This window comes from Streptomyces sp. NPDC057939 (genome assembly GCF_042887545.1).
Classification (GTDB): domain Bacteria; phylum Actinomycetota; class Actinomycetes; order Streptomycetales; family Streptomycetaceae; genus Streptomyces.
In genome coordinates, this window is record NZ_JBHVPG010000051.1 from 40383 (window position 1) to 64875 (window position 24493).

The following is a 24493-nucleotide window of genomic DNA, read 5'->3' on the forward strand; positions in this document are numbered from 1 at the left end:
GCCCGCGGCGGTCTTCCCGCGGCGGCGGGGCGGGGGTTCCGGATCGGGGGCTCGGGGAGGTGCTGCGGTTGGTTGTGAAGGACCGGTTGCGCGGGAACGCGCGGGTCGCCGGTGTTCTCCGGCCGGCCGGGGCATGTCGCCCGGGGGCTTCTCGCGGCCGGGAGCGGCTCGGCCCGGTGGGTAGGGGACGCGGGGGTGGAACCGCGGCCCGCCCAGGTGAACGCCGTCGGCGCGGGGGTGGGGGTGGGTCCGCGCGGTCCTCCTGATCCTGGATTCGGGCCCTCGTGATCGAGCCACCGCGGCCCTCAACGGTCGGGGTGCATGGGTTGACAGGGCCTCAGGCCGATGTGAGGGATTGTCGCCCGTCGCGTGAAGAAGCGCTCGACCGAACGGTCGGGAGCGAGGTGGGCGACGGTGGGTCAGATGTCGAAGCGCCATGTCAACCAGCGTTTGTAGCAACCGGGTTGGGGCGAATGTGGCGCCCGGACCGCCGTCGAGGGGGCGAAGAACCGGGTGATAGCATCCCGGCATCTGTGATCTTGATCCATTTTGACGCAGATGCTGATTTCCGATCGGCGGCAGGCTCTCCGCGTCACGGCGGGTGAGCCGCGCCGATCAGCTGTGTTGCGGGGCCTCGCGAGGTGTATCTGCAGCCGTCCGCACGACATGCGCCGTGAAAGGTTTCCATGAATCGAGACGCACTTGTGTGGTGCTTGGTTGCGGTGGCGGCGATAGCCGTCGTCGCGGTCGTGGCACTCGTCGCCCGTAACAGAGCGCTGGGGGCGAAGAAGGAGCAAAACGAGGCCGAACTGAGGCACCAACTGCAGGCCGCGGAGAGCCACCTGCACGCGTCGTACGGCGAGTTGCAGAGGTTCCGGAACGAGCAGGACGCCACGCTCCGCGAGGCCAAGGAGGCGGCGGAGGAGAACACCAAGGCCGTCCTCAAGGGTGCTGCCAGCCTCCTGCAGAGCCTCGCGGCCGAGCAGACCACGCTGCTGGACGGCATCCAGCGCAAGTACGGCGGACACGGCGTCCTCAGCGACCTGTTGGACGTCAACCACGCCAACGCCCAGATGGCGCGCAAGGCCCAGGGCATCGCCGTCATGTGCGGAGCGCCGCTCGGTCGCCGCAACAGGCCCGCCAGCGTCTACGACGTGGTGCGCAGCGCCCAGGGCCAGATCCGCAACTTCAACCGGGTCGCCATCATGCAGCAGACCGGTCTCGCCCTGAAGGCGTCCGCGGTCGCGCCCGTCGCGCTCGCCGTGGCCGAGTTGCTCGACAACGCGGCGAGTTTCTCGCAGCACGACGCGCCGATCGAGGTCACGTTCCAGCGCGTGCAGAACAACCTGTGCATCGTCATCGACGACGCCGGTGTCAGCATGAACGACGAGGACCGGCAGCGGGCGACCGCGCTGCTCTCCGGAGAAGTCGCCCCCCGCCTGTCGCAACTCGGGACCCAGCCGAAGTTCGGCTTCCCGGTCGTCGGTCTGATCGCGCGTCAGCACGGTTTCAGGGTGGACGTCACCGGAGTCTCCCGGTACGGCGGCGTCAGGGCCGTCGTCCTCTTGCCCGAGGAGCTGTGGACCATGGAGGAGATACCGCCCGTCCAGGAGGCTCCGGTCAGCAACATCCGGCGCGCGCCCGAGAGCCGGTCGGAGAGCCGGCCCCAGAGCGCGCCGTCGCGCACCATGCACGGTCTGCCCAAGCGGGGCGCACGTCAGGCGCCCATCGCGAGCGTTCCGGATCCCGACTCGGCGCCGCCGGCGCCGCGGACCCCGCAGGAGACGGGCCGCACTTCCGGGCGCGGCCTCGGGGCCTTTCAGCGCGGCACGCTCTCCGGCCGCAACCTTGACGCCACCTCGTTCGAAGGGCCCGAAGACGCATGACCGCAGACCTGTCGTGGATGCTAGAGGACATCGTGCACAACGTGCCCCACGCACGGCACGCCGTCCTGCTGTCCGCGGACGGCCTCCCTCGCGGCGCGACGGAGGGACTGGCCGAGAAGGACGTGCGCACCATCTCCGCCGCCATGGCGGGGATGCAGTCGCTCAGCCGGGCGACGGCCCACTTCGCCGGCCCCGAGGAGGAGCGGCAGTGGAACCAGACCATCATCGAGTTCTCGCACGGCTGGAGCTTCCTGATCGGGGCCGGGCAGGGCTCGTACCTCGCGGCCGCGGCCGCGCCCGACGTGGACATGCAGCAGATCTCCTTCCGCATGCACCGTCTCGTCGCGCGACTGGGCAACAACCTCACCTCGCCGCCGAGGGTGAGCGTCGAGGACGCCGGAGGCGCGCGGGGGAACTCCTCCCGACAGCGGGGATCCGGTGACGGGGGCTTCGTCCTCGGCGAGCTGGACCGGGTGGTGTCGGAGGTCGAGGGTGCCCGCCACGCGGTGCTGTTGGGATCGGACGGGCTTCCCCGCGGGGCCACCAACGGGATGAGCCGTGACCTCGCGGACACGATCTCGGCGGCCATGACGGGCATCCACGCCTACAGCCGGGTGACCTCCCAGTTCACGGGGGCCGTCGAGGACGCGGAATGGCGTCAGACGGTCATCGAGTTCCAGCACGGCTGGATCTTCCTGATGGCGGCCGGGCCGGATGCCTTCCTGGCCGCCGCAGCCGAACACGACTGTGACATAGAGAAGTTCACCACGCGCCTGCACGAGGTGGTTCCCCGACTGACCGCGGCGGCGACATCGGGGAAGGGAACAGGTCATGTCTGACGGGCCCGCGCAGGACGACGAGTTGGAACTGACGTCTCCGTTAGTCCCCCTCTTCGTGATCACGAACGGTCGAGCGCTGCCCCCGGACCACGAGTACGAGCACACCACACTCGTGACGGCGTCGGCGGTCGAGAACGGACAGGCCACGGCGCGCACGCTGTCGCCGGAGGCCGGGCAGGTCATGGACCTGGTCGCCAACGGCTTCCTGTCCGTGGCGGAGGTGGCGGGGCACACGCACCTGCCCCTGGGCGTCGTCCGGATCCTGCTGGCGCAGTTGGAGGAGGACAGTCTCATCCTCGCGAGGACACCGATACCGCGCGCCGAACGTGTCGACAGAGAACTGGTCAGCGCCGTCCTCGAAGGCCTGAAGAATCGATTCGGAGCGTAATCCGTGTACCTGGATCCAGATGTCTCCCACGCGGTGAAGATCCTCATAGTGGGGCACTTCGGGGTCGGCAAGACCACCTGCATCGGAAGTCTCTCCGAGATCGAGCCCCTACGGACCGAGGAGGAGATCACCGAGGCCAGCGTGGGCCTCGATGACCTGTCGGGCACGCCCGACAAGACGACCACCACCGTCGCCATGGACTTCGGCCGGCTGACCCTCAGCGACACCCTGGTGCTCTACCTCTTCGGGACGCCCGGCCAGGAGCGCTTCAAGGAGATGTGGGAGGAGCTCTCGCGGGGCGCGCTGGGGGCCCTGGTCCTGGTCGACCCGGAGCGGCTGCACGAGTCGTTCCCCGTCCTGGACCTCGTCGAGCGGTTCGGCCTGACGTACGCCATCGCCGTGAACCACTTCGAGGGCACCACCCACTACCCGCTCGACGAGGTGCGCGAGGCCCTGAATCTCACCGCCGAAACGCCTGTCGTGAAGTGCGACGTGCGGGACGAGAACTCCTCGGCGCAGGCCCTTATCACCCTCGTGACCCACCTCATGTCCCAACTCGGCTAGGAGCGCAGGAATGCAACAGCCAATTGAGTCCCAGGAGATACCCCCCGGCTGCCCCGCGCACGGGAACGTCCGGATGTACGGCCCCTCGTTCGGAGCCGACCCGGAGAGCCACTACGAGCAGCTGCGGCACTTCGGTCCCAGCGCGCCGGTGGACATCGCCCCCGGTGTCCAGGCCGAGCTCGTCACCAGCTACGACGCGGCCCTGTACGTCCTGCAGAACCCCGCCACCTTCGTGCGCGACTCCCGCCGCTGGAACGCCCTGAACGAAGGGCGCGTGCCGGCCGACAGCCCGGCGCTCCCCATGTTGGCGTACCGTCCGAACGCGCTCCTCAGTGACGGTGCGGCCCACGCGCGCCTGCGCCGTGCCGTCACCGACAGCCTCGCCACGGTCAACGAGCACCAGCTCATCCGGCAGACGCAGCAGTCCGCCAACTACCTGATCAGTCAGTTCAGTACGGACATCCGCGGCCAGGCCGAGTTGATGGCCGAGTACGCACAGCCGTTGCCGCTGCTGGTCTTCAGCGAGCTGTTCGGCTGCCCGCCCGACATCGGCGACCGCGTGATCGCCGGGATCAGCGGCCTCTTCGAGGGCAAGCCCGGTTCCGACGAGGTACTCGGCGGGGCGCTCACCGAGCTGATCGCCCTCAAGCGGCGGCGTCCGACGTCGGACCTGACGACGCGCCTGATGGAGCACCCGGCCCAGCTCACCGACGAGGAGGTGCTGCACCAGTTGGTCACGCTGCTCTCCGGTGGCACCGCGCCGGTGGCCGCGGCCATCGGCACCAGCAGCGCCCTGTACCTCGGGGAGGACTGGCAGATCGGCCTTCCGGTCGAGGACGCCGTCTCGCAGACCCTCTGGAACTACGCGCCGATCGCCAACTACGCGGCGCACTACCCGACTCACGACGTCGAGCTCGGCGACAGGCTGGTGCGTGCCAACGACCCGGTCCTGATCTCGTTCGCCGCGGCCAACACGGATCCGAAGCTGACGGAACACCGTGAACAGCTGAGCGCGAAGGCGCACTTGGCCTTCGGAGCGGGCCCGCACGCCTGCCCCGCCAAGGACCCGGCCTTCATGATGACCGTGACCGCCGTCGAGACGCTGCTGAACCAGTTGCACGACGTCGAGATGCGCGTTCCGTTCAAGTCGCTGACCTGGGCGCCGAGCATGTGGAGCCGCTCGCTGGTCACCCTCCCGATCCGCTTCACCCCGAAGGGCGTTCCGCAGCCCGCCGAGGCCGCCGGATCGAACGCGGGCCGGCCGCTCCAGCAGCAGACGGCGTCCCCGTCCCCCTCGAACGCCGGGCCGTCGTCGCGCACGAACGCGGGCGCCGCGCCGCAGCCCAAGGGCGGTCTGTTCAGCCGCTTCCTGGCCTGGACCAGGGGTGAGTGAGCCGATCCGATCGAGTGGTCCCGCGTGACCCGGGCGACCCCCTGAGACCCCGGCGGTCGCAGGGCTTCGGTGATCACGTGGAGTTGTGTGGCGGCTGGTTCCCGGGAACGAGCCGCCATCGAACGTTGTCCCGCCCGGCCGGCACGTGAGGCACCGGTCCTCCGGGCCGCTGCGGGCGCCCCGGCCCGCCCGTCAGTCGGATTCGGGAGCCGCGGGGTCCGACCCGGGCCCCAGGAGCATGGCGATCAGGCGGTACGTCGTGGTGGGCGGGGTCGGGGTGGTGGCCGGGGTGCGGGTCATCAGGAGGTGGTGGACCGTGCCGACCAGGGCGAGCGCGATGGTGGCCGGGTCGGCGTGCGGCGGGACGCGGCCGAGGTGCCGTTCCGCCTCCAGGTAGGCGGTGACCGAGTCCTGGATCGCCCCGAAGGCCGGCGCTCCGGACTCCAGGCCCTCGCGGGTGTGGAGCGATGCCGCGGGGCGGGTCATGGCGATGCCGACGACCGCCGGGGGCAGGGAGTCCAGCAGGGCGACCGTGATGTCCTGGAGGTTGTCCGCGACGGCGCCCCGTCCCACGCGCGACGGCAGCAGGGCCGCGTGGTGGGCGGCGCGGGCGAAGCGGTCCAGGACCAGTTCCGCGACGAACTCGTCCAGGCCGGCGAAGTGCGCGTGCAGTACCCCCTTCCCGCAGTCGGCCTCCGCGGTGACGGCCCGGCTGGTCAGGCCGGCGGCCCCGTCGCGTGCGACGACCCGCTCGGCGGCTGCGAACAGTCGCTCCCTGAGATCCGGAATCGCCACTCCACGCGGTGACATAACACCCCTTTCCGCCGGGCCCGTTGCCAGTACGGGCACTTGCCCATACTGTTTGGGCACTTGCCCATACTAAGGGTCGGGCGCTTCGCGCCGCCCGGCCGGTACGGAGGTGCAGCATGACGCGGACCGGCAACGCCGACCAGGCCGAGGCATGGAACGGGTACGAGGGCTCCCACTGGGCCCGGAGCCACGCACGCTGGGATGCCGTCAACGACGGCTTCAACGCGCCGCTGCTCGATGCCGCCGCCGTGAGCGGGACCGACCACGTCCTGGACATCGGCTGCGGTCCGGGACGCACCACCCTGTCGGCCGCCGGGCGGGCCGCGTCGGGGCGGGCCGTCGGGGTCGACCTGTCGGCCCCCGCCGTGGACCGGGCACGGGCTAACGCGCGGCGGGAGGGGGTTCGCAACGCGTCGTTCATCGAGGCCGACGCCCAGGTCCACGCGTTCGGGGACTGCGCCTTCGACGCGGCCGTCAGCCGCTACGGGATGACCTTCTTCGGCGACCCGGTGGCCGCGTTCACGAACGTCCTGCGCGCGCTGCGCCCCGGCGGCAGGATGGCGTTCGTGTGCGCGGCCCGCCCCCTGGACAACGAGTGGTTCGAGGCGATGGCCTCGCTCGACGGCATCCTCCCCCTCGGCGACTTCGGCACCCCCGGCTCGGAGGGCATGTTCTCGCTCTCCGAACCCGGCCTGGCGGGCGCCCTGTTGTCGGAGGCCGGCGGGGAGGGGGTCCACGCCGAGCGCCTGGACGTTCCCGGGAACTGGGGGCGGGACGCCGAGGACGCGGCCGCCTTCCTGCTCGACTCCGGGCCGGGACGCCACATGCTCGGGCAGGTCGGACCGGAGGCGCGGGAGGAGGCCCGCCGGGTGCTCACGGACCGCTTGCGCGGGTACGAGGCCGGTGGCGCAGTGTGGCTGCGCAGCAGCGCGTGGCTGGTCACCGCGGTCCGCGGCGGCGCGTCCCGGGCTTGAGGGGTCAGGAGCGGACCGGGCGGGCGACGGCGCGGGGAGCCCACCCTCCCGGTGCGCCGGTGGGGCGCGGCCCCGGTCAGTGGGTGTGCGCGTCGCCCGATTCGGGGGCGGTCGACCCGGTGGCGGGAGCGGGAGCGGGCGTGGTGGCCGGGGCGGCGGGGGCGCTCGCGTCCGGACCGGGGGCCGGTCGGGTGCCGGCGTTCACCGTGAAGGCGGCGGTGCGGACCTTGCCCTCGTGCTGGAAGTCCAGGAAGAGCCGGTAGGCGCCCGCGCTCGGGGCCGTCGCCGTGAACGAGACGTCGGGGCCGGGGCCGCCCTCGTTGGGGTGGACGTGCAGGTAGGCGAGGTCCCCGTCGCGGAGGGCGACGAGGTGGCCGTACGCCCCGAGGTACGGCTCCAGGTTCGTGACGGGCCTGCCGTCCTTGGTGACCGTCAGCTTGAGCTCGCCCGCCTTGCCGGGTTCGAGGGTGCCGCCGAGCGTGACCTGGTAGCCGTCCGCGTCTGCGGTCCTCGCCTCCGCCGGCAGGGGGTTCGGCGCGTACGCGCCGGGCACGGCCAGGTCGGCGCCCAGGGTGACGCCCTTCGCGCCGTCCCCGGCGGGGGTGAAGTCGGCGAAGGCCTTGTAGCCGCCCGCCGCGGGCAGGTCGACCGGGGTCGACCAGGTGCCGTCCGCGGCCCGGACCGGGTGGAGGTGGCGGTACACGGTGAGGTCACGCGAGGCGACGATGAAGTGCAGTTCCTTGCCGTGCTCGGTCTTGTACGAGGTGACCTTGCGCCCCTCGGCGTCCTTCACCGAGAAGCGGAGCTCCCCCCGGCCCCCCTCGATGCGCGGGGTGTCCAGACTCAGCGCGTAGCCGCCCTCGGACACCTGGAGGCCACCCGCCGCCGGGGCCTGCGCGGCGGCTTCCCCGTGACCCCCGTGGCCGGCGTCCGCGCCCTTCGGCGCGGGGGCCTCCGCGTGGTTCGCGTGCTCCACCTTCACGGGCGGGCCGACGGGGCCCACGCCCGCCCCGACCCCGTACGCGGCGCCGAAGGCCGCTGCGAGCGCGGCGGCAAAGGCGGCGGTCTTCACTCCGGTGTTCATGACTGCTCTCCCGTACGACGTAGTGCCGCGTCCAGCGGTTTCATGAGCCCACCATACCCCTGGGGGGTACCAAGTCAAGCCGCGGAATCCCTTGCGGATCGATACCCATGGGGGGTATACCTGACATCAGTCCGGATACCCCTGGTGGGTATCGGGCGGCTACCTGAACCGACCGAGGAGAAATCCATGTCTTCCTGCTGCTCCCCCGACGGCAACTGCGGCACGAACGCCGGAGCGACCACCACCGCCACGGCGCTCGTCGACCGCACCGCCACCGCCTACCGCGTGTCCGGCATGACCTGCGGACACTGCAGGACCGCCATCACCGCGTCGGTCGGCGCGCTCGACGGGGTCCTGTCCGTGGACGTGGACGTCGACGGCGGCCTGGTCACGGTCACGACGGCGGGCGACCCGGACGACACCGCCATCGCCGCCGCGATCGACGACGCCGGCTACGAGCTGACCGGCCGCGCCTGAGGCTCCGTCCCACCCCGAACCACTCGGCCGCCGGGATCCGGTCCGTCCCACCGGGCCCCGGCCCCCACCCCGCGCTCGAACGAGGAGCAGCCCTCATGACCACCATCACTCCCGGCGCCGCCCAGGTCGAGCTCGCCATCGGCGGCATGACCTGCGCCTCGTGCGCGGCCCGCATCGAGAAGAAGCTCAACCGCATGGACGGCGTCGAGGCGACCGTCAACTACTCCACCGAGAAGGCCAAGGTCACCTTCGACGCCGACATCTCCGTCGCGGACCTGATCGCCACCGTCGAGGCCACCGGCTACACCGCTCAGGAGCCGACCCCTCCCCGCACCGACACCGGCTCGGGCTCCGACCCGGGCGGCGAGGACGACGACGGGGCCGAGGAGCTGCGCCCGCTGCGGCAGCGGCTGATCACCTCCGTCGTCCTCGCCGTGCCCGTCATCGCGATGGCCATGGTCCCGGCGCTCCAGATCGACTACTGGCAGTGGCTCTCCCTGACGCTGGCCGCGCCCGTCGTCACGTACGCCGCCTGGCCGTTCCACCGGGCGGCGTGGACCAACGCCAAGCACGGCGCGGCCACCATGGACACGCTGATCTCCGTGGGTACGACGGCCGCGTTCCTCTGGTCCCTGTGGGCCCTGTTCTTCGGTACGGCCGGTACCCCGGGCATGACCCACGCCTTCGAGTTCACCATCGCCCGCACCGACGGCGCGGGGAACATCTACCTGGAGGCGGCGGCCGGGGTCACCGCCTTCATCCTGGCCGGCCGCTATTTCGAGGCCCGCTCCAAGCGCAAGGCCGGCGCCGCCCTGAAGGCGCTCCTGGAACTGGGCGCCAAGGAGGTCACCGTGCTGCGCGGCGGCCGCGAGGTCACCGTGCCCACCGCCGACCTGCAGGTCGGTGACCGCTTCCTGGTCCGCCCCGGCGAGAAGATCGCCACCGACGGCACCGTGGTGGAGGGTTCCTCCGCCGTGGACGCCTCCATGCTCACCGGCGAGTCCGTCCCGGTCGAGGTGTCCGTCGGGGACTCCGTCACCGGAGCCACCCTCAACGCCGGCGGCCGGCTGGTCGTCGAGGCCACCCGCATCGGCTCCGACACCCAACTGGCCCGGATGGCACGGCTGGTGGAGGACGCCCAGAACGGCAAGGCCGCCGCGCAGCGCCTCGCCGACAAGATCTCCGCGGTGTTCGTGCCGATCGTCATCGGCCTCGCGCTCGCCACCCTCGGCTTCTGGCTCGGCACCGGCTCGGGCCTGGCGGCCGCCTTCACCGCCGCCGTCGCCGTACTGATCATCGCCTGCCCGTGCGCCCTGGGCCTGGCCACCCCGACCGCCCTCATGGTCGGCACCGGCCGCGGTGCGCAGCTCGGCATCCTGATCAAGGGTCCCGAGGTGCTGGAGACCACCCGCAAGGTCGACACCATCGTCCTGGACAAGACCGGTACGGTCACCACCGGCCGGATGACCCTGCTCAAGGTGCACACCGCGCAGGGCGTGGACGAGAACGACGTACTGCGTCTGGCGGGTGCGCTGGAGCACGCCTCCGAGCACCCGATCGCCCAGGCCGTCGCGGCGGGCGCGAGCGCCCGGGTCGGTGCGCTGCCCACCCCCGAGGACTTCGCCAACGTCCCCGGGCTCGGCGTGCAGGGCGTCGTCGACGGGCACGCGGTGCTCGTGGGCCGCGAGAAGCTCCTCGCCGAGTGGGCGATGGCGCTGCCCGCGCACCTGGAACGTGCCAAGGCCGAGGCGGAGGCCGCCGGGCGCACCGCCATCGCCGTGGCGTGGGACGGTGAGGCGCGGGCCGTGCTGGAGGTCGCCGACGCCGTCAAGGACACCAGCGCCGAGGCGATCCGCCGGCTGCGCGCCCTCGGTCTCACGCCGATCCTGCTGACCGGCGACAACAGGGCCGTCGCGGAGTCCGTGGCGGCCGAGGTCGGCATCGACGAGGTGATCGCCGAGGTCATGCCGCAGGACAAGGTCGACGTCGTCAAGCGGCTCCAGGCCGAGGGGCGCAGCGTCGCCATGGTGGGCGACGGCGTCAACGACGCGGCCGCGCTCGCCCAGGCCGACCTGGGCCTGGCCATGGGCACGGGTACCGACGCCGCGATCGAGGCCGGTGACCTGACCCTGGTACGCGGCGACCTGCGGGCGGCGGCCGACGCCATCCGGCTCGCCCGCAAGACCCTGGGCACCATCCGCTCGAACCTGTTCTGGGCGTTCGCCTACAACGTGGGCGCCCTGCCGCTCGCCGCGGCGGGACTGCTCAACCCGATGATCGCCGGAGCGGCCATGGCCTTCTCCTCGGTCTTCGTCGTCGGCAACAGCCTGCGTCTGCGCGGCTTCCGGGCCGCCGCCAACTGAGGAGCCCCCGTGGCCGGTTACGGAGAACAGAAGGACGACGTCATCAGACGTCTGCGGCGGATCGAGGGCCAGATCCGCGGCGTGCAGCGGATGGTCACCGAGGACGCCTACTGCATCGACGTGCTCACCCAGGTGTCCGCGGTCAACGCGGCGCTCCGGGCCTGCGCCGTGACGCTCCTCGACGAGCACCTCGGCAACTGCGTCGTCGAGGCCGCCGCCCGGGGCGGGGACGACGCCCGGGTCAAGGTGGCCGAGGCCACGGAGGCCATCGCCCGGCTCGTCCGCGCGTAGGGCCCTCCGATCCGCGGCGGCCCCGCCGCCCCTCCACCCCCCTCGACCGAGCAGCCCGGTCGGCGACTTCCGCCGGCCGGGCTGCTCCGCCGTGCGCGCGGACGGCCCCGTTCGGCGCCCGGGCAGGTCGGCCGATGCCGGCACTCCCCCGCCGGCGGTTCCGGTCGGGCGCGGCGAGCGACGGCGGGGTGTGCGCGTCCCCTTCCCCTCCGTCGACCCTCTCCCCCCGCTCCCGGGGCGCGCGGTCGCGGCGGTGTACCCGGCCGGGTACGGACCCGTCGCCGGGGCGGGCCGTAGCATGAGCCGCTCGCGAGCGGGAGGGGCCGAGAGGGATGCGCGTACGCCGGCTGGGAGAGCTGGAGGCCGAGATCATGGACCGGGTGTGGCAGTGGGAACGCCCCGCCTCCGTCCGTGAGATCGTCGACGACATAAACCGGGGGCGCAAGGTCGCCTACACCACGGTCATGACCGTGGCCGACATCCTGTACCGCAAGGGTTGGTTGAGCCGCGAGAAGTCCGGCCGGGCCTGGATGTACGAGGCCGTCCGCAGCCGGGAGGAGTACACGGCGGCGCTCATGCAGGACGCCCTCGGCGACAGCCAGGACCGCCGGGCCGCCCTGCTCCGGTTCGTCGAGCGCATGTCCCACGAGGACGTGGCGGCCCTGGACGAGGCCCTGCGCGCCGCCCACCCCGACCGCCCCGCCGGCCCGACCGGAGGCACCCGGTGAACCACCACGTCCTGCCGCCCCTCGGACTCGCCCTGATCACGGGCCTGGTGATCCCCTGGATGCTGCTGCGGGCCCGCTGGGCCCAGCAGGTGCCCCGGCTCGGACTGGCCGTGTGGATCATGTGCGGCTCCGTCTTCGCGCTCGCCACCGCGATCCTGCCCGCCCAGCTCCTGCTGCCCGCCGAGACCAGTCACCGGCTCATCGACGCCGTCCTGACCCTGAGCCCGCCCTCCCCTCGGCGACTGGCGGACGGGACGGCGCGCGAGTTCCTCGCCGCCGCCACGGCTCTCGCGGTCCTGGCGCTGCCCGGCACCGGTTTCGTACGGGAGCTCGTGCGGGCCCGGCGGGCCCGCAGCAGGCACGCCGAACTGCTGCGGCTGGTCGGCCGGTACGACGCCGAGCTGGGGGTGACCGTACTGGACGACGCGCGCCCGGCGGTGTACTGCCTGCCGGGGCGCTCGCGCCGCGTCGTGATCTCCTCGGGGGCCGCGGACGTCCTGACGGAACAGGAGCTGGCCGCCGCACTCGCCCACGAGCGGGCCCACATCGCCGGCCGGCACCACCTGCTGCTCGCGGCGGCGGGAGCGTATTCGACCGTCTTCCGCCGGCTCCCCCTGGCCCGGATCGGCGGCCAGGCGGTGCCGCTGCTGCTGGAGATGGCCGCCGATGACCGTGCGCTGCGCGGCTGTTCGCGCGACGCGCTGGCCACGGCGCTCTACGCGCTGGCGGCCGGGCACGCGCCCCGGCGGGCCTTCGCGGCGGGCGGCCCGTCGGCGGCGGTGCGGATGCGCCGCATCCTGACGCCGCACCGGGTGGGTCACGCGGTCCTGCGCGGCCTGCTCGCGGTGACGGCGGCCATGTCGGTCATCGTGCCCACGGTCGTCGCCTGTTGTTGGACCTCGTGATAGCCCCTTCGTCCGACCCTTCCACCGACGCTCGCCCCAACCCGGCTATTTACTAAGCCAATTCGTAGATTTCACCTTGCCCCCGACCACTCGAATTGCCCGCTATTCTGGGCGCGTGCGGGCTCAGGACCGGTGCGGCGAGAGGGGCGGAACAAATGCTGCTGGCTGACGTGCGGGCGGCAGCGCCGGGCGACGCGACGGCGATATCCCGGCTCCTCGCGGAGGCGATTCGCGAGGACTACGGCAGTGCGCTCGGTGAAATCCGGGTCGGCCGACTGGTGTCGGATCATTGCTCGCTGCCCCGCATAAGAGCGGAAATTGGAATTCCAGGTGGGGCGCCCGGTTGGCTCGGTTGGCTGGTCGCGGCCGGTCCGGACGGCGCCGTCGTGGGAGCGGTGTCGGGCGGCGTACCGGTCGCCTCGGAGGGCGAGGTCTACGCCCTGTGCACGACTCCGGCCCGCCGCCGGGAGGGCGTCGGCACGGCCCTGCTCGCGGCCGCCACCGAACGGATGCGAACGCACGGGGCGACGGCCCAGCGGATCGGCCTCCCCGTCGAACAGGCACCCGCCCTGCCGTTCTTCGCCCACCACGGATTCACCGCGCTGACCCCGCTCCGGCTCGGCCGCACGCTCTGACGATTGGCCTGAACCAGCGGCTCCCCCCACCTTGCCGCCCGACCCGCCCCGAGGGCTTCCGCGCGCCCGGTCCGGCGAACTCGACGCCCCGGCACCCCGACCGGTCCCTCGACGGCTCCGGCCCGGCGCGCGTGGCAGATCCACGCCATCGCGTGTTCACGCAGCCCGCCGCTCTGGCCCAACCCCCGCGCCGCAGGACAGGATTTGACCAGCGGCGACGGGTTCCCGACGGCACGGGAGCCCCGCCCGGACGGTCGGACCGAGCGAGCCCCTGGAGGAGCGATGCACACATCGAGCGGCACCTTCCTGCCCGTCATGCCGATCATGGCCACCGCGCCCACCACGTACGCGGCGCCGCCGACCGCGTTCCCGACCGGTGGCGCCGTGCCGGCGCCCGCGGACTTCCTGCCCGGTCTGGAATCGACCGCTCCCGCCGACGAGGACGCGGCGTGGCTGCACGACGCGCTGCTGGGCCCGCACAGCGCGGACATCGTCCGCTACCTGAGCCTCGCCCGGCGCTGCGGCGGCCCGGTCCTGGACCTGGGCTGCGGCGCCGGCCGGCTGGCCGTCCCGTTCGCCCGCCAGGGCTTCTCCGTCGAGGCCGTCGACCGGGACGCGGACTCCCTGGAGCGACTGCGTGCCTGGGGCCGGCGGATCGGGCCCCAGGTGGCGCGCCGCCTGGTCACCACCCGGGCCGATCTGGCGGAACTGCGGCTGCGGCGCACGTACCGGCTGGCCCTGCTGGCCGGAACGATGATCGCGGCGGTTCCGCCGTCCGCCCGGCCGGGGCTGCTGCGCGAGATCGCCGCGCACCTGGAACCCGGCGGCGCGCTCGCCCTCGACTTCACGGCGCACCGGCCGCCGGGACTGTCCGAGGAGCCGGTGCGCACCTGGGCCTTTCCGGTCCCCCGCTTCGACGGCGTCGAGGAGTGGGCCGTGGCCCGCCAGGTCTTCGACCTCGCCGACATGAGCGAACGCGTCTCCTACCACTGCGTGCGCACCGGCAAGCTGAGCACCGAACGCGTGGTCCGCACGACGCGCAAGTGGATCGTGGACCCGGCACGCCTCGAAGCGGAGTTGGACGCGGCGGGGCTCCGGGTGGAGCACCGCAGGCACCACCGCGTCGACGGGCGGACGGAGAGCGTCCTGCTCGTGTGCCGGCCCCGCGCCTGACGGCCGACATCCACCCCTCCACGAGGCCCGGCAAGAGGTACGATGCCCCCAAAGGTTTGAGTGGACCAGATGACGGATGGGGCGCAGCGATGGCTGTCGTGGAGGAGTCGACCGGCCGCGAGGCGGTGATCCAGCGCCTTCGCGACGTGGGTCTGCGCGTCACCGGCCCGCGCCTCGAAGTGCTCCAGGTGCTGGCGGCGGGCAGCCACATGGACGTCGAGTCCATCACGGCCGCGGCGCGCGAGCGGCTGGGCACCCTGACCAGCCAGGCCGTCTACGAGATGCTGCGGCACTTCCTGGAGACCGGTCTGGCGACGAAGTTCGACCGTCCGGGATTGCCGGCCGTCTTCGAGGTCTCGGGCCCGCCGCACCAGCACGCGCTCTGCCTGCGGTGCGGGCGCGTGGAGAACGTCCGGGTCGAGGCTCCGAAGCCCGCGGGCGGGGAGCTCCGGTCCTGGCGGATGGACGACGCGGAGGTCATCTTCAAGGGGCTGTGCCCCGACTGCCTGAGCCTGCCGCAGGACTGATCCCCACCGACCCCGACGACGCAGCGACCCGCCCCGCGAGCAAGGGAGTTGGGCCCGCGATCACCCCGTGGGGCACTTCGACGTCACCCCGTCCCGGCAGGTCCGCGACGGCGCCGCAGGCCCGGGGCAGGGGTTGTGACGCCGGTCACATCCGTTTCCGGGGGGCGGGGACTCCCTCACGGGCATGTGCCAAAGTGTGACTGTCGATTCGTAAGATGAGGGGGTCGCTTCGCAATGGCAACGGGCGATGGCAGGGACGGCGTCCAGTCGGCCGACAGGGTGCTGGCCCTCTATCAGCAGCTGCGCCTGCGCGGGGTGTCCAACCTCGACGACGTCTTCGCGGAGCTCGGGCCGACCCCCGAGGAGCGGGAACGGTGGCGCGCGGAACTGATCGCCCTCGGCCTCATCGTGCCGACGGGCACCACCCACGCCACCCGCGCCGACCTCCAGTCCGGGGCCTGGCAGCCGGGACCGGACGCGGTGGCCGTGGTCGATCCGGAGATCGCCCTGTTGCGGATGCTGCAACGCGAACGCGAGCGGCTGCGCGAGCACCTCGACGAGTCCGACCGGACGTACAGCGCCCTGGAGACGCTGGTCGGGAAGTTCCTGCGCCCCGGTTCCCTGAGCGGCTCCGAGGTCGAGGTCGAGATCATCGACGACTACGGGCGGATCCAGCAGGTGCTGGAGGACATCACGGACGTCATCCGCCACGACCTGACCTCCATGCACGTGACGGCCCTGGTCCGGGAGGTGGCGGACCGGGTGCTCAGCCGCGACCGCCGGCAGATCGACAACGGGGTGCGCATCCGCGCCATCTACCACCAGCGGATCACCACCTCGCCGGAGGCGGTGGAGATGCTGCGCCGCCGGGTCGAGGCCGGGGTCGAGATCCGACTGTCGCCCGCGGCCCCGATGAACATGATCATCGCGGACCAGCAGTTCGCCGTGCTGCCCGTGCACCCCGACGACCGGTCGGCGGGCGCGATCCTCGCCCGCGGTCCCGCCCTGGTCCGCTCCTACCTGGCGCTGTACGAGCACTGTTGGCACGCGGCCACACCGTACGGGGACGACGTCGCACCGGAACTCGGCGGCGACGGGCTGTCCGAGCAGCAGCGGGCCGCGCTCAAGATGCTCGCCTCGGGAATGAAGGACGAGAAGGTCGCCCGGAACCTGGGGGTTTCCCTGCGGACGGTGAGTCGCATGCTGTCCGAGTTGATGCAGGAAATGGGGGCGTCGAGCCGTTTCGAGGCCGGGGTGCGGGCGCAGCGACTCGGATGGCTGGATTGATTCACCTCCCATCGACCCCGGACGTGCCTTCCGGGAACCCCGCCTGAAATACGGCCGCAACACTCCGGTCGGGCTCCACGGAAAAGCCCCGCGGCCGCCCGGGGGCGATTGCGGGGCTCGTCGCGGGACCGTCCGGGCCGTTCAGTCCCAGCCGTTGCCGTTCGACCGGGCCGCCGGCCGAGCGGCGGCGGTACAGGCCCGAAGGGCGGGGGCGCTGTGGCGGGCGTTCGCGCGGGGTGCGGTGGTGTGCGCTGCCGACATGATTCCTCCAGGAACACGAAAGGTCGATTTCGTCCTCGTGGATCCGTGCCGCCGGAATTCCTTCGAAGACTTCTCCATTGTCCTGCATCGGGCCGGGTGGGGCCGGATTCCTTTAGCGCACCTGAGGCGGATCTGGAGCCCTTGCGCGAGAATCGCGCAAGGCATGCGTCAGTGACGTCCCGCGCCAATTCCGCGCATTGCGCGGAGGGTTCACGGAGACGTCACACCGGCGCACCCTTGGTCAGCCCAAAAGAGCTGCTAGGGTGGAATTCCGACCTTCTCGACCCTCCAGGAGAGAGGCGTCGGCGAGGCAGGAGCGTGCCGTCGCTCCTGCCTCATTCATTCCCGCTCCCGACCGTTCCGCGCGCAGTACGTCCCGATAGACGTCCAGGGTCCGGGCGGCCGCCGTCCGCCACGTCATGGATCGGGCGTGTCTCACCGCGGCCGCGCCCATGACGACGCCCGCCTGCGGGTGTTCCGCGAACCAACGGAGCCACCGGGCGTACTCCACCGGGTCGTTGCCGTGGACGAGCATGCCCGTCAGTCCGTCACGCACCGCGGTCGGCAGTCCGCCGACGGCCGAGGCCAGCACCGGGGTCCCGCACGCCTGCGCCTCCAGGGCCACCAGCCCGAAGGACTCGCTGCGCGAGGGGACCATGAGTACGTCCGCCGCCCGGTACCACTGCGCCAGCTCGGCCGGCGGCACGGGCGGGAAGTGGCGCAGCACGTCGGACACCCCCAACTCCCGTGCCAGGTTCCATGCGTCGCCGCGCGGCCCGGCGCCCGAGTTCCCGCCGACGACGGGGACGACGGTCCGCCGGCGCAGTCGCGGAGCCCGCCTGAGCAGTTCGGCGACCGCCCGGACCATCACGTCCGGCCCCTTGAGGGGTTGGATGCGGCCGGCGTAGAGGGGCACGAACGCGTCGGCCGGCAGCCCGAGGGCTGCCCGCGCCGCCGCCCGTCCCCGGCCGGGAACGAACGTGCGCAGGTCCACGCCGGGCCGGACGATCTCGGTGCGGGCCGCCTGCGCTCCGTACAGTTCCCGCAACGCCCGCGCCTCGTCGGCGCTGTTGGCGATCAGCCGGTCGGCGGAGCCGACCACCTGGTGTTCGCCGCGGATCCGCGTGGGCGGCTCGGGGGTGTCGCCGTCCGCGAGCGCGGCGTTCTTGACGCGGGCCAGGGTGTGCGCGGTGTGCACCAGCGGGACCCGCCAACCGACGGCCGCGATGCGGCCGGCCTGCCCGGAGAGCCAGTAGTGCGAGTGGACCAGGTCGTAGCGCCGTTCCTCCTTGAGCAGCGCCAGTGAGAACGGCACCACGAGGGCGGGCATGTCCTCCTTGGACAGGGCGGCCCGCGGGCCGGCCTCCAGGTGACGCAGCCGTACGCCGGGGCCGAGATCGGCCCACCGCGGCATGACCTCGCCCCGACAGCGGGTGAACAGGTCCACCTCGACGCCCAGTTCGGCGAGGGCTCGGGAGAGCTGGACCATGTAGACGTTCATGCCGCCCGCGTCCCCGGTGCCGGGCTGGTGCAGCGGCGAGGTGTGGACGCTGAGCATGGCGACGCGCAGGGACACGTGGAGCTCCTACGGGCAGGGGCCTCGTGCGCCCCGTACCGCCGTGTGACCGGCGCGGGTTCACGCGGCGAAGTGGGGATGGGTGTCGTCGTACGGTGGTGCGGTTCGCGGCTGGGGGTCCGCGGGCGTGTCAGAAGCCGAACACCGGTCCCGAGGGCGGGGCCAGCCTGGTGCCCGGTGCGGGAGGGGCGAGCACGGCGGCGGAGACCGGGCCGCCGGGTGCGACGCCGAGCGCGGCGGCCAGTCGGTCCGCGCCCTCGGGCATGACCGGCCTAGCCCAGGCGCCGAGCGCGCGGGCCACGGCCAGTTGGGCCGCGAGGACGGGAAGGTGTCGGCGTCCCGCGGTGGGACGGCGGGCCTCGTGCGCGTTGACGTGGCCGAAGTCGGAGGCCGACCGGACCATCTCGTCGAGCAGCGCCATCGCCCTGCGGGGGTCGAACGCCTCGGGCGAGTACGCCTCCCGCAGGTCCTCCACCCCGCGCAGCAACCGGCGCTCCAGGACCTCCCAACCGGCGCCGCCGGGCAGCGCCGGCGGAACGAGGCCGGCGCACTCCTCCCGTACGGCGGCGAACAGGCGCGACAGCCAGTTGTTCCAGCTCTCGTCGAGTTCCCGGCGGGCGGCGGCGAGCCGGTCGGTGCGGAACGCCGTGCGGGTGGCCACGGGACGCGCCTGGAGGACGTGCCGGCGCAGGGTGTCCGAACCGTACTCGGTGATCAGGTCCAGCGCCCAGGCCTTCTCCCCGGAGCCCCGGGACAGCGCCTGGTCGTCGATCACGTACGCCTCGTTGACGCAGAAGCGCTGCGGCAGTTCGACCCCTTGGGCCAACAACAGGACGGGCAGGAGGACGGCGTGGCAGAAGGCGTGGCCGAAGCCGCAGAAGTGGATGGCCCGTTCGGGCAGCGGTCGGTCGCCGTGCCCGAAGAGGTGCATCGCGGCGGCCTCGAAGCAGCCGTCGATGCGCTGGTCGGGAAACCCGTCGACCGGTACGGGCAGTCCCCATCCGGCGGGGTGCGACACGGCCACGTCGGGCAGGCCGTCCTCGGCGAGCGACTCGCACAGGGCGGCCAGGCGCGGCGGGAGGCCGGTGGTGGCCCAGTGGTCGGCGAGGGCCTCGCGGTGCGGTTCCAGGGGGATGTAGAGGCGCCGGCAGCGCCGGGGCGTGGCCGGGGATCCGCATTGGACGCACCGCGGGTCCAGCAGGTCGCCGCCGTCGTTGGGGCGGGCGCACTCGTGGCACATGCCGCCGTCGCTGGGCGCCGAGCAGTGCGGGCAGGAACCGGTGACGTGCGCTCCGTGGAGCCAGCGCCCGCAGGGCTCGCAGTAGGGCGTCAGGCGGGTGCGGGCGGCGATGACGCCCTCCGCGTGGAGCCACCGGAACAGGTCCGCCAGCCAGCGCCCGTACCCCTTGTCCTGGCGCGGGCGCACGATGTGGTCGAACTCGACGCCCGAGCGCAGCCAATCGGCCGTGATCGCCTCCCGATAGCCCTCGGCGACCTCCTCCGGCTTGCGGCCGGCGCGCAGCGCGCGGACGTGGACGGAGCTGGTGTGGTCGGCGGTGCCGGTGGTGAACAGGACGGGCTCGCCCTCGGCGCGCAGGTACCGGGACAGCACATCCGCAGCGACGTACGGTCCTGCGAGATGGCCGACGTGAAGTTCGCCGTGGGTGGCCGGCGGGGTCGCGGTGATCCATACGGGGGTGCTCATGGGACCTCCTTGACGCTGTGGTGCGAAGTACGCAGCGAGACTCGGAACGGAAGGGGCGCGGGCCCGCCCCGCTCCGCACGCCGCGGGAGGGCCCGGGGAGAGCGGGATGCCCATGCAAAGCGTGACAGAGAAACGAACCAAGCGGTCTGATTACGGCTTGCGCGTTCACGCCATGCGCGGAAACGCCAGACGTCCCGCGCCCGCCCGGACCCCTCCCGAGGACGGCCGGACAGGGCCGCCCGGCCGCCCCGTGGCGTAGAGATGTCATGTCGCGAGTACGCCAGAGGGCCCGCCTTGCGGGCCACGTCCGCGCCCAACACGCTGATCTCATGGAACACTTCGCGACCGATCGCACAGACCTGAGCGCACCGGAATCCCTGCTGGTCGTGGCCGCGCACCCGGACGACATCGAGTTCTGCGTCAGCGGGACGGTCATGCGGTGGATCGCACAGGGCACCACCCGGGTGACGTACTGCATCGTCACCGACGGCGGCGCCGGCGGATACGACGAGCAGCTGCCGCGCCAGGCCATGGGCGACCTGCGGCGCGCCGAGCAGGTCCACTCGGCCAAACGCAGCGGCGTCGACGACGTCCGCTTCCTCGGCTATCCCGACAGCTACGTCGAATCGAACCTGGAGCTGCGCCGCGACCTGTGCCGGGTGATCCGGCAGGTCCGTCCGCAGCGGGCCGTCATACCGAGCCCCGAGATCAACTGGGGGCGCATCGCCGACCTGCACCCCGACCACCGCGCGGTGGGCGACGCCGCGTTGCGTGCGATCTACCCCGAGGCCCGCAATCCGTTCGCGCACCCGTCGCTCCTCAAGGAGGAGGGGTTGGAGCCGTGGATCGTCCCGGAGCTGTGGCTGATGACGGGCCCCACACCGAACCGGTACGTCGACGTCACCCCGGTGTTCGACCGGAAGGTGGAGGCCCTGCGCATCCACACCTCGCAGACCGCGCACTTCGACGACCTGGCGGGGCTGTTGCGGAGCTGGCTCGGCGACCACGCACGGTCGGCCGGGCTGCCCGCGGGGCGGATGGCGGAGGCCTTCCAGGTCGTCCGGATCGACTGACGACGCGCACCGGCCGGGATCACCCGGTCGTCCGTGATCACCGGTAGATGAGGAGTTCCGCCTCCGCAGCGCCTTCCAGTGCGTAGCGGGTCGCGACCAGCGGACGTCCGGAGTAGAGCCGGATCAGCGTCGCCGCGTCACCGGTGAAGCGGGCCGGGGGGCGGCCGGGCTCGGCGTTGCCCAGGTCCAGCGGTTCCGCGTGACCGTCGATGTGGGCGAGGAGCCTCGGTGTGTCCCGCTTGCGGCTGGTGGTGCGGAGCAGGGGCAGCGCGAGCGCGAGACTGCCCCCGCCGTACGCCCCGGGCGCCCCGAAGGCCTCACGGACGTCACCCGCGTGGATCCACTCCCCCAGTGCCACCGCGTCCAACGTGCCGTCTCCGGCGGCGATGGCCGCTCCGGCTTCCGTGAGCCCGCGTTCCAACTCGTCGACGATCCGCGACACGGGCCAGTCCGCCCGCTCGGCCACGTCGGCGGCGTTCGCCGCGGGCAGGAACACCCCCTCCTCCAGGCGACCCTCGACGATGCGGACGAGGGCGGCCGCGCAGTGCGCCAGGACGTCCCGAGCCGTCCACCCGGGGCACGCCGTCCGCAACCCGTACGAGCTCTCGGGCGTGCGGCGCAACAGGGGTATCAGCGCGTCGCGTTCGGTGCGCAGCAACAGGTCCGGGAGCCAGGGATCGCGTACTTCGCGAACGGTTTCCACGGCCGTCAGTAGCGGTAGTGGTCGGGCTTGTACGGGCCCTCGACGGGAACGCCGATGTAGGCCGCCTGCTCGGGCCGCAGGGTGGTGAGCCGGACACCGAGCGCGTCGAGGTGGAGGCGGGCCACCTTCTCGTCGAGGTGCTTGGGCAGCACGTGCACGTCGATCGGGTACTCGGACGGCTTGGTGAAGAGCTCGATCTGGGCCAGGGTCTGGTCCGCGAAGGAGTTCGACATCACGAAAGACGGGTGACCGGTCGCGTTGCCCAGGTTCAGCAGACGCCCCTCGGACAGCACGATGAGAACCTTGCCGTCGGGGAACGTCCAGGTGTGGACCTGCGGCTTCACCTCGTCCTTGACGATCCCCTCGACCTCGGCCAGGCCGGCCATGTCGATCTCGTTGTCGAAGTGCCCGATGTTCCCCACGATGGCCTGATGCTTCATCCTGGCCATGTCGGCGGCCATGATGATGTCCTTGTTCCCGGTCGTCGTGATGAAGATGTCGGCCGTCTCCACGACATCCTCAAGCGTGGCCACCTGATATCCGTCCATCGCCGCCTGCAACGCGCAGATCGGGTCGATCTCCGTGACGATCACCCGGGCACCCTGACCCCGCAAGGACTCCGCACTGCCCTTGCCTACATCCCCGTAACCGAACACCACCGCGACCTTGCCACCGATCAGGACGTCGGTGGCACGGTTGATGCCGTCGATCAGCGAATGCCGACACCCGTACTTGTTGTCGAACTTCGACTTCGTGACCGCGTCGTTCACATTGATCGCCGGGAACAACAACGACCCCTCCGACACCATCTCGTACAGACGGTGCACACCCGTGGTCGTCTCCTCCGACACACCCCGAACCTCGGCTGCCAACCCCACCCAATCAATACCGGTACGCCCCAACAACCTCAGGATGTGCCCGTACTCCTCGTTGTCGGCCGTCGACGGATCCGGAACCACACCCGCCTTCTGGAACTCCACCCCCTTGTGGACCAGCAACGTGGCATCACCACCGTCATCGAGGATCATGTTCGGACCCGCGTACCCCGGCCACGTCAACGCCTGCTCCGTGCACCACCAGTACTCCTCCAGCGTCTCGCCCTTCCACGCGAACACCGGAATCCCCGCCGCCGCGATCGCCGCCGCCGCATGATCCTGCGTCGAATAGATGTTGCACGACACCCACCGAACCTCGGCCCCCAACGCCACCAACGTCTCGATCAACACCGCCGTCTGCACCGTCATGTGCAACGACCCCATGATCCGCGCACCCGCCAACGGCTGCGCCCCGGCATACTCACGCCGGATCGACATCAACCCCGGCATCTCGTGCTCCGCCAAGGTGATCTCCTTCCGCCCGAACGCGGCAAGCGACGGATCGGCGACCTTGAAGTCCGTGAATTCGGCAGGCATGGGATGTGCTCCTTGGAGGTGTACGGGGCCGGCGGTCATCGGCGGCCTCCGGCATTGAAGTAGTTGGCTTCGGGGTGGTGGATGACGATGGCGTCGGTGGACTGCTCGGGGTGGAGCTGGAACTCCTCCGAGAGGTGGACGCCGATCCGCTCCGGCCGCAGCAGGTCCGCGATCTTCGCGCGGTCCTCCAGGTCGGGACAGGCCGGGTAGCCCAGGGAGTACCGACAGCCCTGGTACTCGGTACGGAACATGCCGTCCATGGCTGCCGGGTCGGACCCGGCGATGCCCAGGTCGGCGCGGACGCGGGCGTGCCAGTACTCGGCCAGTGCCTCGGCGAGCTGGACGGAGAGACCGTGCAACTCCATGTACTCCCGGTAGGCGTTCGCCTCGAACAGCTTGGCCGTGGCCTCGCCGATCCGCGAGCCGACGGTGACGACCTGGAAACCGATGACGTCGACCTCGCCGGACTCCTCGGGACGGATGAAGTCCGCGAGGCACAGGCGACGGCCGCGGCGCTGGCGCGGGAAGGTGAACCGGGTCCGCTCCGCACCGTCCTCGTCGAGGACGATCAGGTCGTCGCCCTTGGAAACGCAGGGGAAGTAGCCGTGCACGACGGCGGCCTCCAGGAGCTGCTCCGTGTGCAGGCGGTCCAACCATCCCCGAAGCCGTGGCCGGCCCTCCGACTCGACGGAACCGGCGTCCTTCAACCCCCACTGACCCTTGAACAGGGCGTTCTCGTCGAGCCACCCGGCGTACTCCTTGAGCTGGATCCCCTTCACCACCCGAGTACCGAGGAACGGCGGCTCCGGCACCGGGTTGTCGACGGCCACATCTGACCGGCCGCCCGACTCCTCCGGCTCGTCGACCTGGAGGGCGGGGGTGTCCCGCTTGGCGACCCGGCGTTGCTTGAGTTCGGGGAGGGTGGCGCCGGGGACGCCGCGTTTGACGCCCATGAGGGCGTCCATGAGGCGCAGGCCCTCGAAGGCGTCGCGGGCGTAGCGGACTTCGCCGGCGTAGATCTCGTGGAGGTCCTGTTCGACGTAGGCGCGGGTGAGGGCGGCGCCGCCGAGGATGACGGGGAAGCGTTCCGCGAGTCCCCGGGTGTTCAGTTCCTCCAGGTTCTCCTTCATGATCACGGTGGACTTGACGAGGAGTCCTGACATGCCGATGACGTCGGCACGGTGTTCCTCGGCGGCTTCGAGGATCGCGGAGACCGGCTGCTTGATGCCGATGTTCACGACGTTGTAGCCGTTGTTGGTCAAGATGATGTCGACCAAATTCTTACCGATGTCATGCACGTCACCGCGCACCGTGGCCAGGACGATCGTGCCCTTGCCGTCCGCGTCGGTCTTCTCCATGTGCGGTTCCAGATACGCCACCGCGGTCTTCATGACCTCGGCCGACTGGAGCACGAACGGCAACTGCATCTGCCCCGACCC

Annotated in this window: 23 protein-coding genes; 16 read left to right on the forward strand and 7 right to left on the reverse strand. The window is 71.7% G+C overall.

Annotated features, from left to right (window positions below):
* Positions 1 to 686: 686 nt before the first annotated feature.
* Genes ACFVS6_RS35005 through ACFVS6_RS35025 form a run of 5 tightly spaced genes read left to right on the forward strand, consistent with a single transcriptional unit; the run spans position 687 to position 5070 of the window.
* Positions 687 to 1886, forward strand: coding sequence for an ATP-binding protein (locus ACFVS6_RS35005; protein ID WP_389710442.1), 1200 nt, complete (start codon positions 687 to 689; stop codon positions 1884 to 1886).
* Positions 1883 to 2725, forward strand: coding sequence for a roadblock/LC7 domain-containing protein (locus ACFVS6_RS35010; RefSeq protein WP_389710444.1), 843 nt, complete (start codon positions 1883 to 1885; stop codon positions 2723 to 2725). Before ACFVS6_RS35005 ends, ACFVS6_RS35010 begins: the two co-directional genes overlap by 4 nt.
* On the forward strand, positions 2718 to 3113 hold the full coding sequence (locus tag ACFVS6_RS35015; protein ID WP_389710446.1) for a DUF742 domain-containing protein: 396 nt from the start codon (positions 2718 to 2720) through the stop codon (positions 3111 to 3113). Before ACFVS6_RS35010 ends, ACFVS6_RS35015 begins: the two co-directional genes overlap by 8 nt.
* Positions 3114 to 3116: 3 nt before the next feature.
* Complete coding sequence (locus ACFVS6_RS35020; protein ID WP_389710448.1) at positions 3117 to 3677, forward strand: ATP/GTP-binding protein; 561 nt, start codon at positions 3117 to 3119, stop codon at positions 3675 to 3677.
* A 10-nt stretch (positions 3678 to 3687) separates the two neighbouring features.
* On the forward strand, positions 3688 to 5070 hold the full coding sequence (locus tag ACFVS6_RS35025) for a cytochrome P450 (protein WP_389710450.1): 1383 nt from the start codon (positions 3688 to 3690) through the stop codon (positions 5068 to 5070).
* Positions 5071 to 5262: 192 nt separating this feature from the next.
* On the opposite strand, the gene ACFVS6_RS35030 is transcribed toward ACFVS6_RS35025, so the two are convergent.
* Entirely contained in the window at positions 5263 to 5880 is a 618-nt protein-coding gene (locus tag ACFVS6_RS35030) for a TetR/AcrR family transcriptional regulator (protein ID WP_389710452.1), read from the reverse strand.
* Positions 5881 to 5996: 116 nt separating this feature from the next.
* Here ACFVS6_RS35030 and ACFVS6_RS35035 point away from each other — a divergent pair, with 116 nt between their 5' ends.
* Positions 5997 to 6854: a class I SAM-dependent methyltransferase gene (locus tag ACFVS6_RS35035; protein WP_389710454.1), complete on the forward strand. Its 858-nt coding sequence runs from the start codon at positions 5997 to 5999 to the stop codon at positions 6852 to 6854.
* 76 nt (positions 6855 to 6930) lie between these two features.
* Here the strand turns inward: ACFVS6_RS35035 and ACFVS6_RS35040 are convergent, their stop codons facing one another.
* A complete protein-coding gene (locus ACFVS6_RS35040; RefSeq protein ID WP_389710456.1) occupies positions 6931 to 7938 on the reverse strand; it encodes a hypothetical protein in 1008 nt (335 codons plus the stop codon).
* Between the two features lie 186 nt (positions 7939 to 8124).
* Between ACFVS6_RS35040 and ACFVS6_RS35045 the strand changes: the two genes are divergently transcribed.
* The 9 genes from ACFVS6_RS35045 to ACFVS6_RS35085 all read left to right on the forward strand — a co-directional run bounded on the left by ACFVS6_RS35045 (position 8125) and on the right by ACFVS6_RS35085 (position 16324).
* The gene (locus ACFVS6_RS35045) at positions 8125 to 8415 is read left to right on the forward strand and encodes a cation transporter (protein WP_389710458.1); all 291 of its coding nucleotides are present in this window, start codon (positions 8125 to 8127) and stop codon (positions 8413 to 8415) included.
* A gap of 95 nt (positions 8416 to 8510) precedes the next feature.
* Positions 8511 to 10778, forward strand: coding sequence for a heavy metal translocating P-type ATPase (locus ACFVS6_RS35050; RefSeq protein ID WP_389710460.1), 2268 nt, complete (start codon positions 8511 to 8513; stop codon positions 10776 to 10778).
* Positions 10779 to 10787: 9 nt separating this feature from the next.
* Positions 10788 to 11069: a metal-sensitive transcriptional regulator gene (locus ACFVS6_RS35055; protein ID WP_389710462.1), complete on the forward strand. Its 282-nt coding sequence runs from the start codon at positions 10788 to 10790 to the stop codon at positions 11067 to 11069.
* A gap of 332 nt (positions 11070 to 11401) precedes the next feature.
* On the forward strand, positions 11402 to 11797 hold the full coding sequence (locus ACFVS6_RS35060; RefSeq protein ID WP_281203999.1) for a BlaI/MecI/CopY family transcriptional regulator: 396 nt from the start codon (positions 11402 to 11404) through the stop codon (positions 11795 to 11797).
* Complete coding sequence (locus tag ACFVS6_RS35065; RefSeq protein ID WP_389710464.1) at positions 11794 to 12702, forward strand: M56 family metallopeptidase; 909 nt, start codon at positions 11794 to 11796, stop codon at positions 12700 to 12702. The genes ACFVS6_RS35060 and ACFVS6_RS35065 overlap by 4 nt, the downstream gene beginning before the upstream one ends.
* Positions 12703 to 12857: 155 nt before the next feature.
* A complete protein-coding gene (locus ACFVS6_RS35070; RefSeq protein ID WP_389710465.1) occupies positions 12858 to 13337 on the forward strand; it encodes a GNAT family N-acetyltransferase in 480 nt (159 codons plus the stop codon).
* Between the two features lie 282 nt (positions 13338 to 13619).
* A complete protein-coding gene (locus ACFVS6_RS35075) occupies positions 13620 to 14510 on the forward strand; it encodes a class I SAM-dependent methyltransferase (protein WP_389710467.1) in 891 nt (296 codons plus the stop codon).
* A gap of 89 nt (positions 14511 to 14599) precedes the next feature.
* Positions 14600 to 15037: a Fur family transcriptional regulator gene (locus tag ACFVS6_RS35080; protein WP_389710469.1), complete on the forward strand. Its 438-nt coding sequence runs from the start codon at positions 14600 to 14602 to the stop codon at positions 15035 to 15037.
* A gap of 234 nt (positions 15038 to 15271) precedes the next feature.
* Positions 15272 to 16324 carry a LuxR C-terminal-related transcriptional regulator gene (locus ACFVS6_RS35085; protein WP_389710471.1) on the forward strand — a complete coding sequence of 351 codons (1053 nt, stop codon included), beginning with the start codon at positions 15272 to 15274 and terminating at the stop codon, positions 16322 to 16324.
* A 502-nt stretch (positions 16325 to 16826) separates the two neighbouring features.
* Here ACFVS6_RS35085 and mshA read toward each other — a convergent pair.
* Positions 16827 to 18143 carry a D-inositol-3-phosphate glycosyltransferase gene (mshA, locus tag ACFVS6_RS35090; RefSeq protein ID WP_389710481.1) on the reverse strand — a complete coding sequence of 439 codons (1317 nt, stop codon included), beginning with the start codon at positions 18141 to 18143 and terminating at the stop codon, positions 16827 to 16829.
* Between the two features lie 148 nt (positions 18144 to 18291).
* Positions 18292 to 19866 (reverse strand): class I tRNA ligase family protein, encoded by a 1575-nt coding sequence (locus ACFVS6_RS35095; RefSeq protein WP_389710473.1) that lies wholly within the window; start codon positions 19864 to 19866, stop codon positions 18292 to 18294.
* Positions 19867 to 20195: 329 nt separating this feature from the next.
* Here ACFVS6_RS35095 and ACFVS6_RS35100 point away from each other — a divergent pair, with 329 nt between their 5' ends.
* Positions 20196 to 20939, forward strand: coding sequence for a PIG-L deacetylase family protein (locus ACFVS6_RS35100; protein WP_281203992.1), 744 nt, complete (start codon positions 20196 to 20198; stop codon positions 20937 to 20939).
* 37 nt (positions 20940 to 20976) lie between these two features.
* On the opposite strand, the gene ACFVS6_RS35105 is transcribed toward ACFVS6_RS35100, so the two are convergent.
* From ACFVS6_RS35105 to ACFVS6_RS35115, 3 genes are all read right to left on the reverse strand, one after another.
* Positions 20977 to 21651, reverse strand: a complete 675-nt coding sequence (locus ACFVS6_RS35105) for a maleylpyruvate isomerase family mycothiol-dependent enzyme (RefSeq protein ID WP_389710483.1) — start codon at positions 21649 to 21651, stop codon at positions 20977 to 20979.
* On the reverse strand, positions 21648 to 23054 hold the full coding sequence (gene ahcY, locus ACFVS6_RS35110) for an adenosylhomocysteinase (RefSeq protein ID WP_389710475.1): 1407 nt from the start codon (positions 23052 to 23054) through the stop codon (positions 21648 to 21650). The genes ACFVS6_RS35105 and ahcY overlap by 4 nt, the downstream gene beginning before the upstream one ends.
* Before the next feature lie 35 nt (positions 23055 to 23089).
* Positions 23090 to 24493 (reverse strand): vitamin B12 dependent-methionine synthase activation domain-containing protein (locus tag ACFVS6_RS35115; RefSeq protein WP_389710477.1); only part of this gene is annotated, 1404 nt, incomplete at its 5' end.

Excerpts from the sequence above, each read along its gene's own strand:
- ACFVS6_RS35005 (WP_389710442.1), top strand. The coding sequence starts at position 687 with ATGAATCGAGACGCACTTGTGTGGTGCTTGGTTGCGGTGGCGGCGATA.
- ACFVS6_RS35010 (WP_389710444.1), top strand. The coding sequence starts at position 1,883 with ATGACCGCAGACCTGTCGTGGATGCTAGAGGACATCGTGCACAACGTG.
- ACFVS6_RS35015 (WP_389710446.1), top strand. The coding sequence starts at position 2,718 with ATGTCTGACGGGCCCGCGCAGGACGACGAGTTGGAACTGACGTCTCCG.
- ACFVS6_RS35025 (WP_389710450.1), top strand. The coding sequence starts at position 3,688 with ATGCAACAGCCAATTGAGTCCCAGGAGATACCCCCCGGCTGCCCCGCG.
- ACFVS6_RS35030 (WP_389710452.1), bottom strand. The coding sequence starts at position 5,880 with ATGTCACCGCGTGGAGTGGCGATTCCGGATCTCAGGGAGCGACTGTTC.
- ACFVS6_RS35035 (WP_389710454.1), top strand. The coding sequence starts at position 5,997 with ATGACGCGGACCGGCAACGCCGACCAGGCCGAGGCATGGAACGGGTAC.
- ACFVS6_RS35040 (WP_389710456.1), bottom strand. The coding sequence starts at position 7,938 with ATGAACACCGGAGTGAAGACCGCCGCCTTTGCCGCCGCGCTCGCAGCG.
- ACFVS6_RS35045 (WP_389710458.1), top strand. The coding sequence starts at position 8,125 with ATGTCTTCCTGCTGCTCCCCCGACGGCAACTGCGGCACGAACGCCGGA.
- ACFVS6_RS35050 (WP_389710460.1), top strand. The coding sequence starts at position 8,511 with ATGACCACCATCACTCCCGGCGCCGCCCAGGTCGAGCTCGCCATCGGC.
- ACFVS6_RS35060 (WP_281203999.1), top strand. The coding sequence starts at position 11,402 with ATGCGCGTACGCCGGCTGGGAGAGCTGGAGGCCGAGATCATGGACCGG.
- ACFVS6_RS35070 (WP_389710465.1), top strand. The coding sequence starts at position 12,858 with ATGCTGCTGGCTGACGTGCGGGCGGCAGCGCCGGGCGACGCGACGGCG.
- ACFVS6_RS35075 (WP_389710467.1), top strand. The coding sequence starts at position 13,620 with ATGCACACATCGAGCGGCACCTTCCTGCCCGTCATGCCGATCATGGCC.
- ACFVS6_RS35080 (WP_389710469.1), top strand. The coding sequence starts at position 14,600 with ATGGCTGTCGTGGAGGAGTCGACCGGCCGCGAGGCGGTGATCCAGCGC.
- ACFVS6_RS35085 (WP_389710471.1), top strand. The coding sequence starts at position 15,272 with ATGGCAACGGGCGATGGCAGGGACGGCGTCCAGTCGGCCGACAGGGTG.
- mshA (WP_389710481.1), bottom strand. The coding sequence starts at position 18,143 with ATGCTCAGCGTCCACACCTCGCCGCTGCACCAGCCCGGCACCGGGGAC.
- ACFVS6_RS35095 (WP_389710473.1), bottom strand. The coding sequence starts at position 19,866 with ATGAGCACCCCCGTATGGATCACCGCGACCCCGCCGGCCACCCACGGC.
- ACFVS6_RS35100 (WP_281203992.1), top strand. The coding sequence starts at position 20,196 with ATGGAACACTTCGCGACCGATCGCACAGACCTGAGCGCACCGGAATCC.
- ahcY (WP_389710475.1), bottom strand. The coding sequence starts at position 23,054 with ATGCCTGCCGAATTCACGGACTTCAAGGTCGCCGATCCGTCGCTTGCC.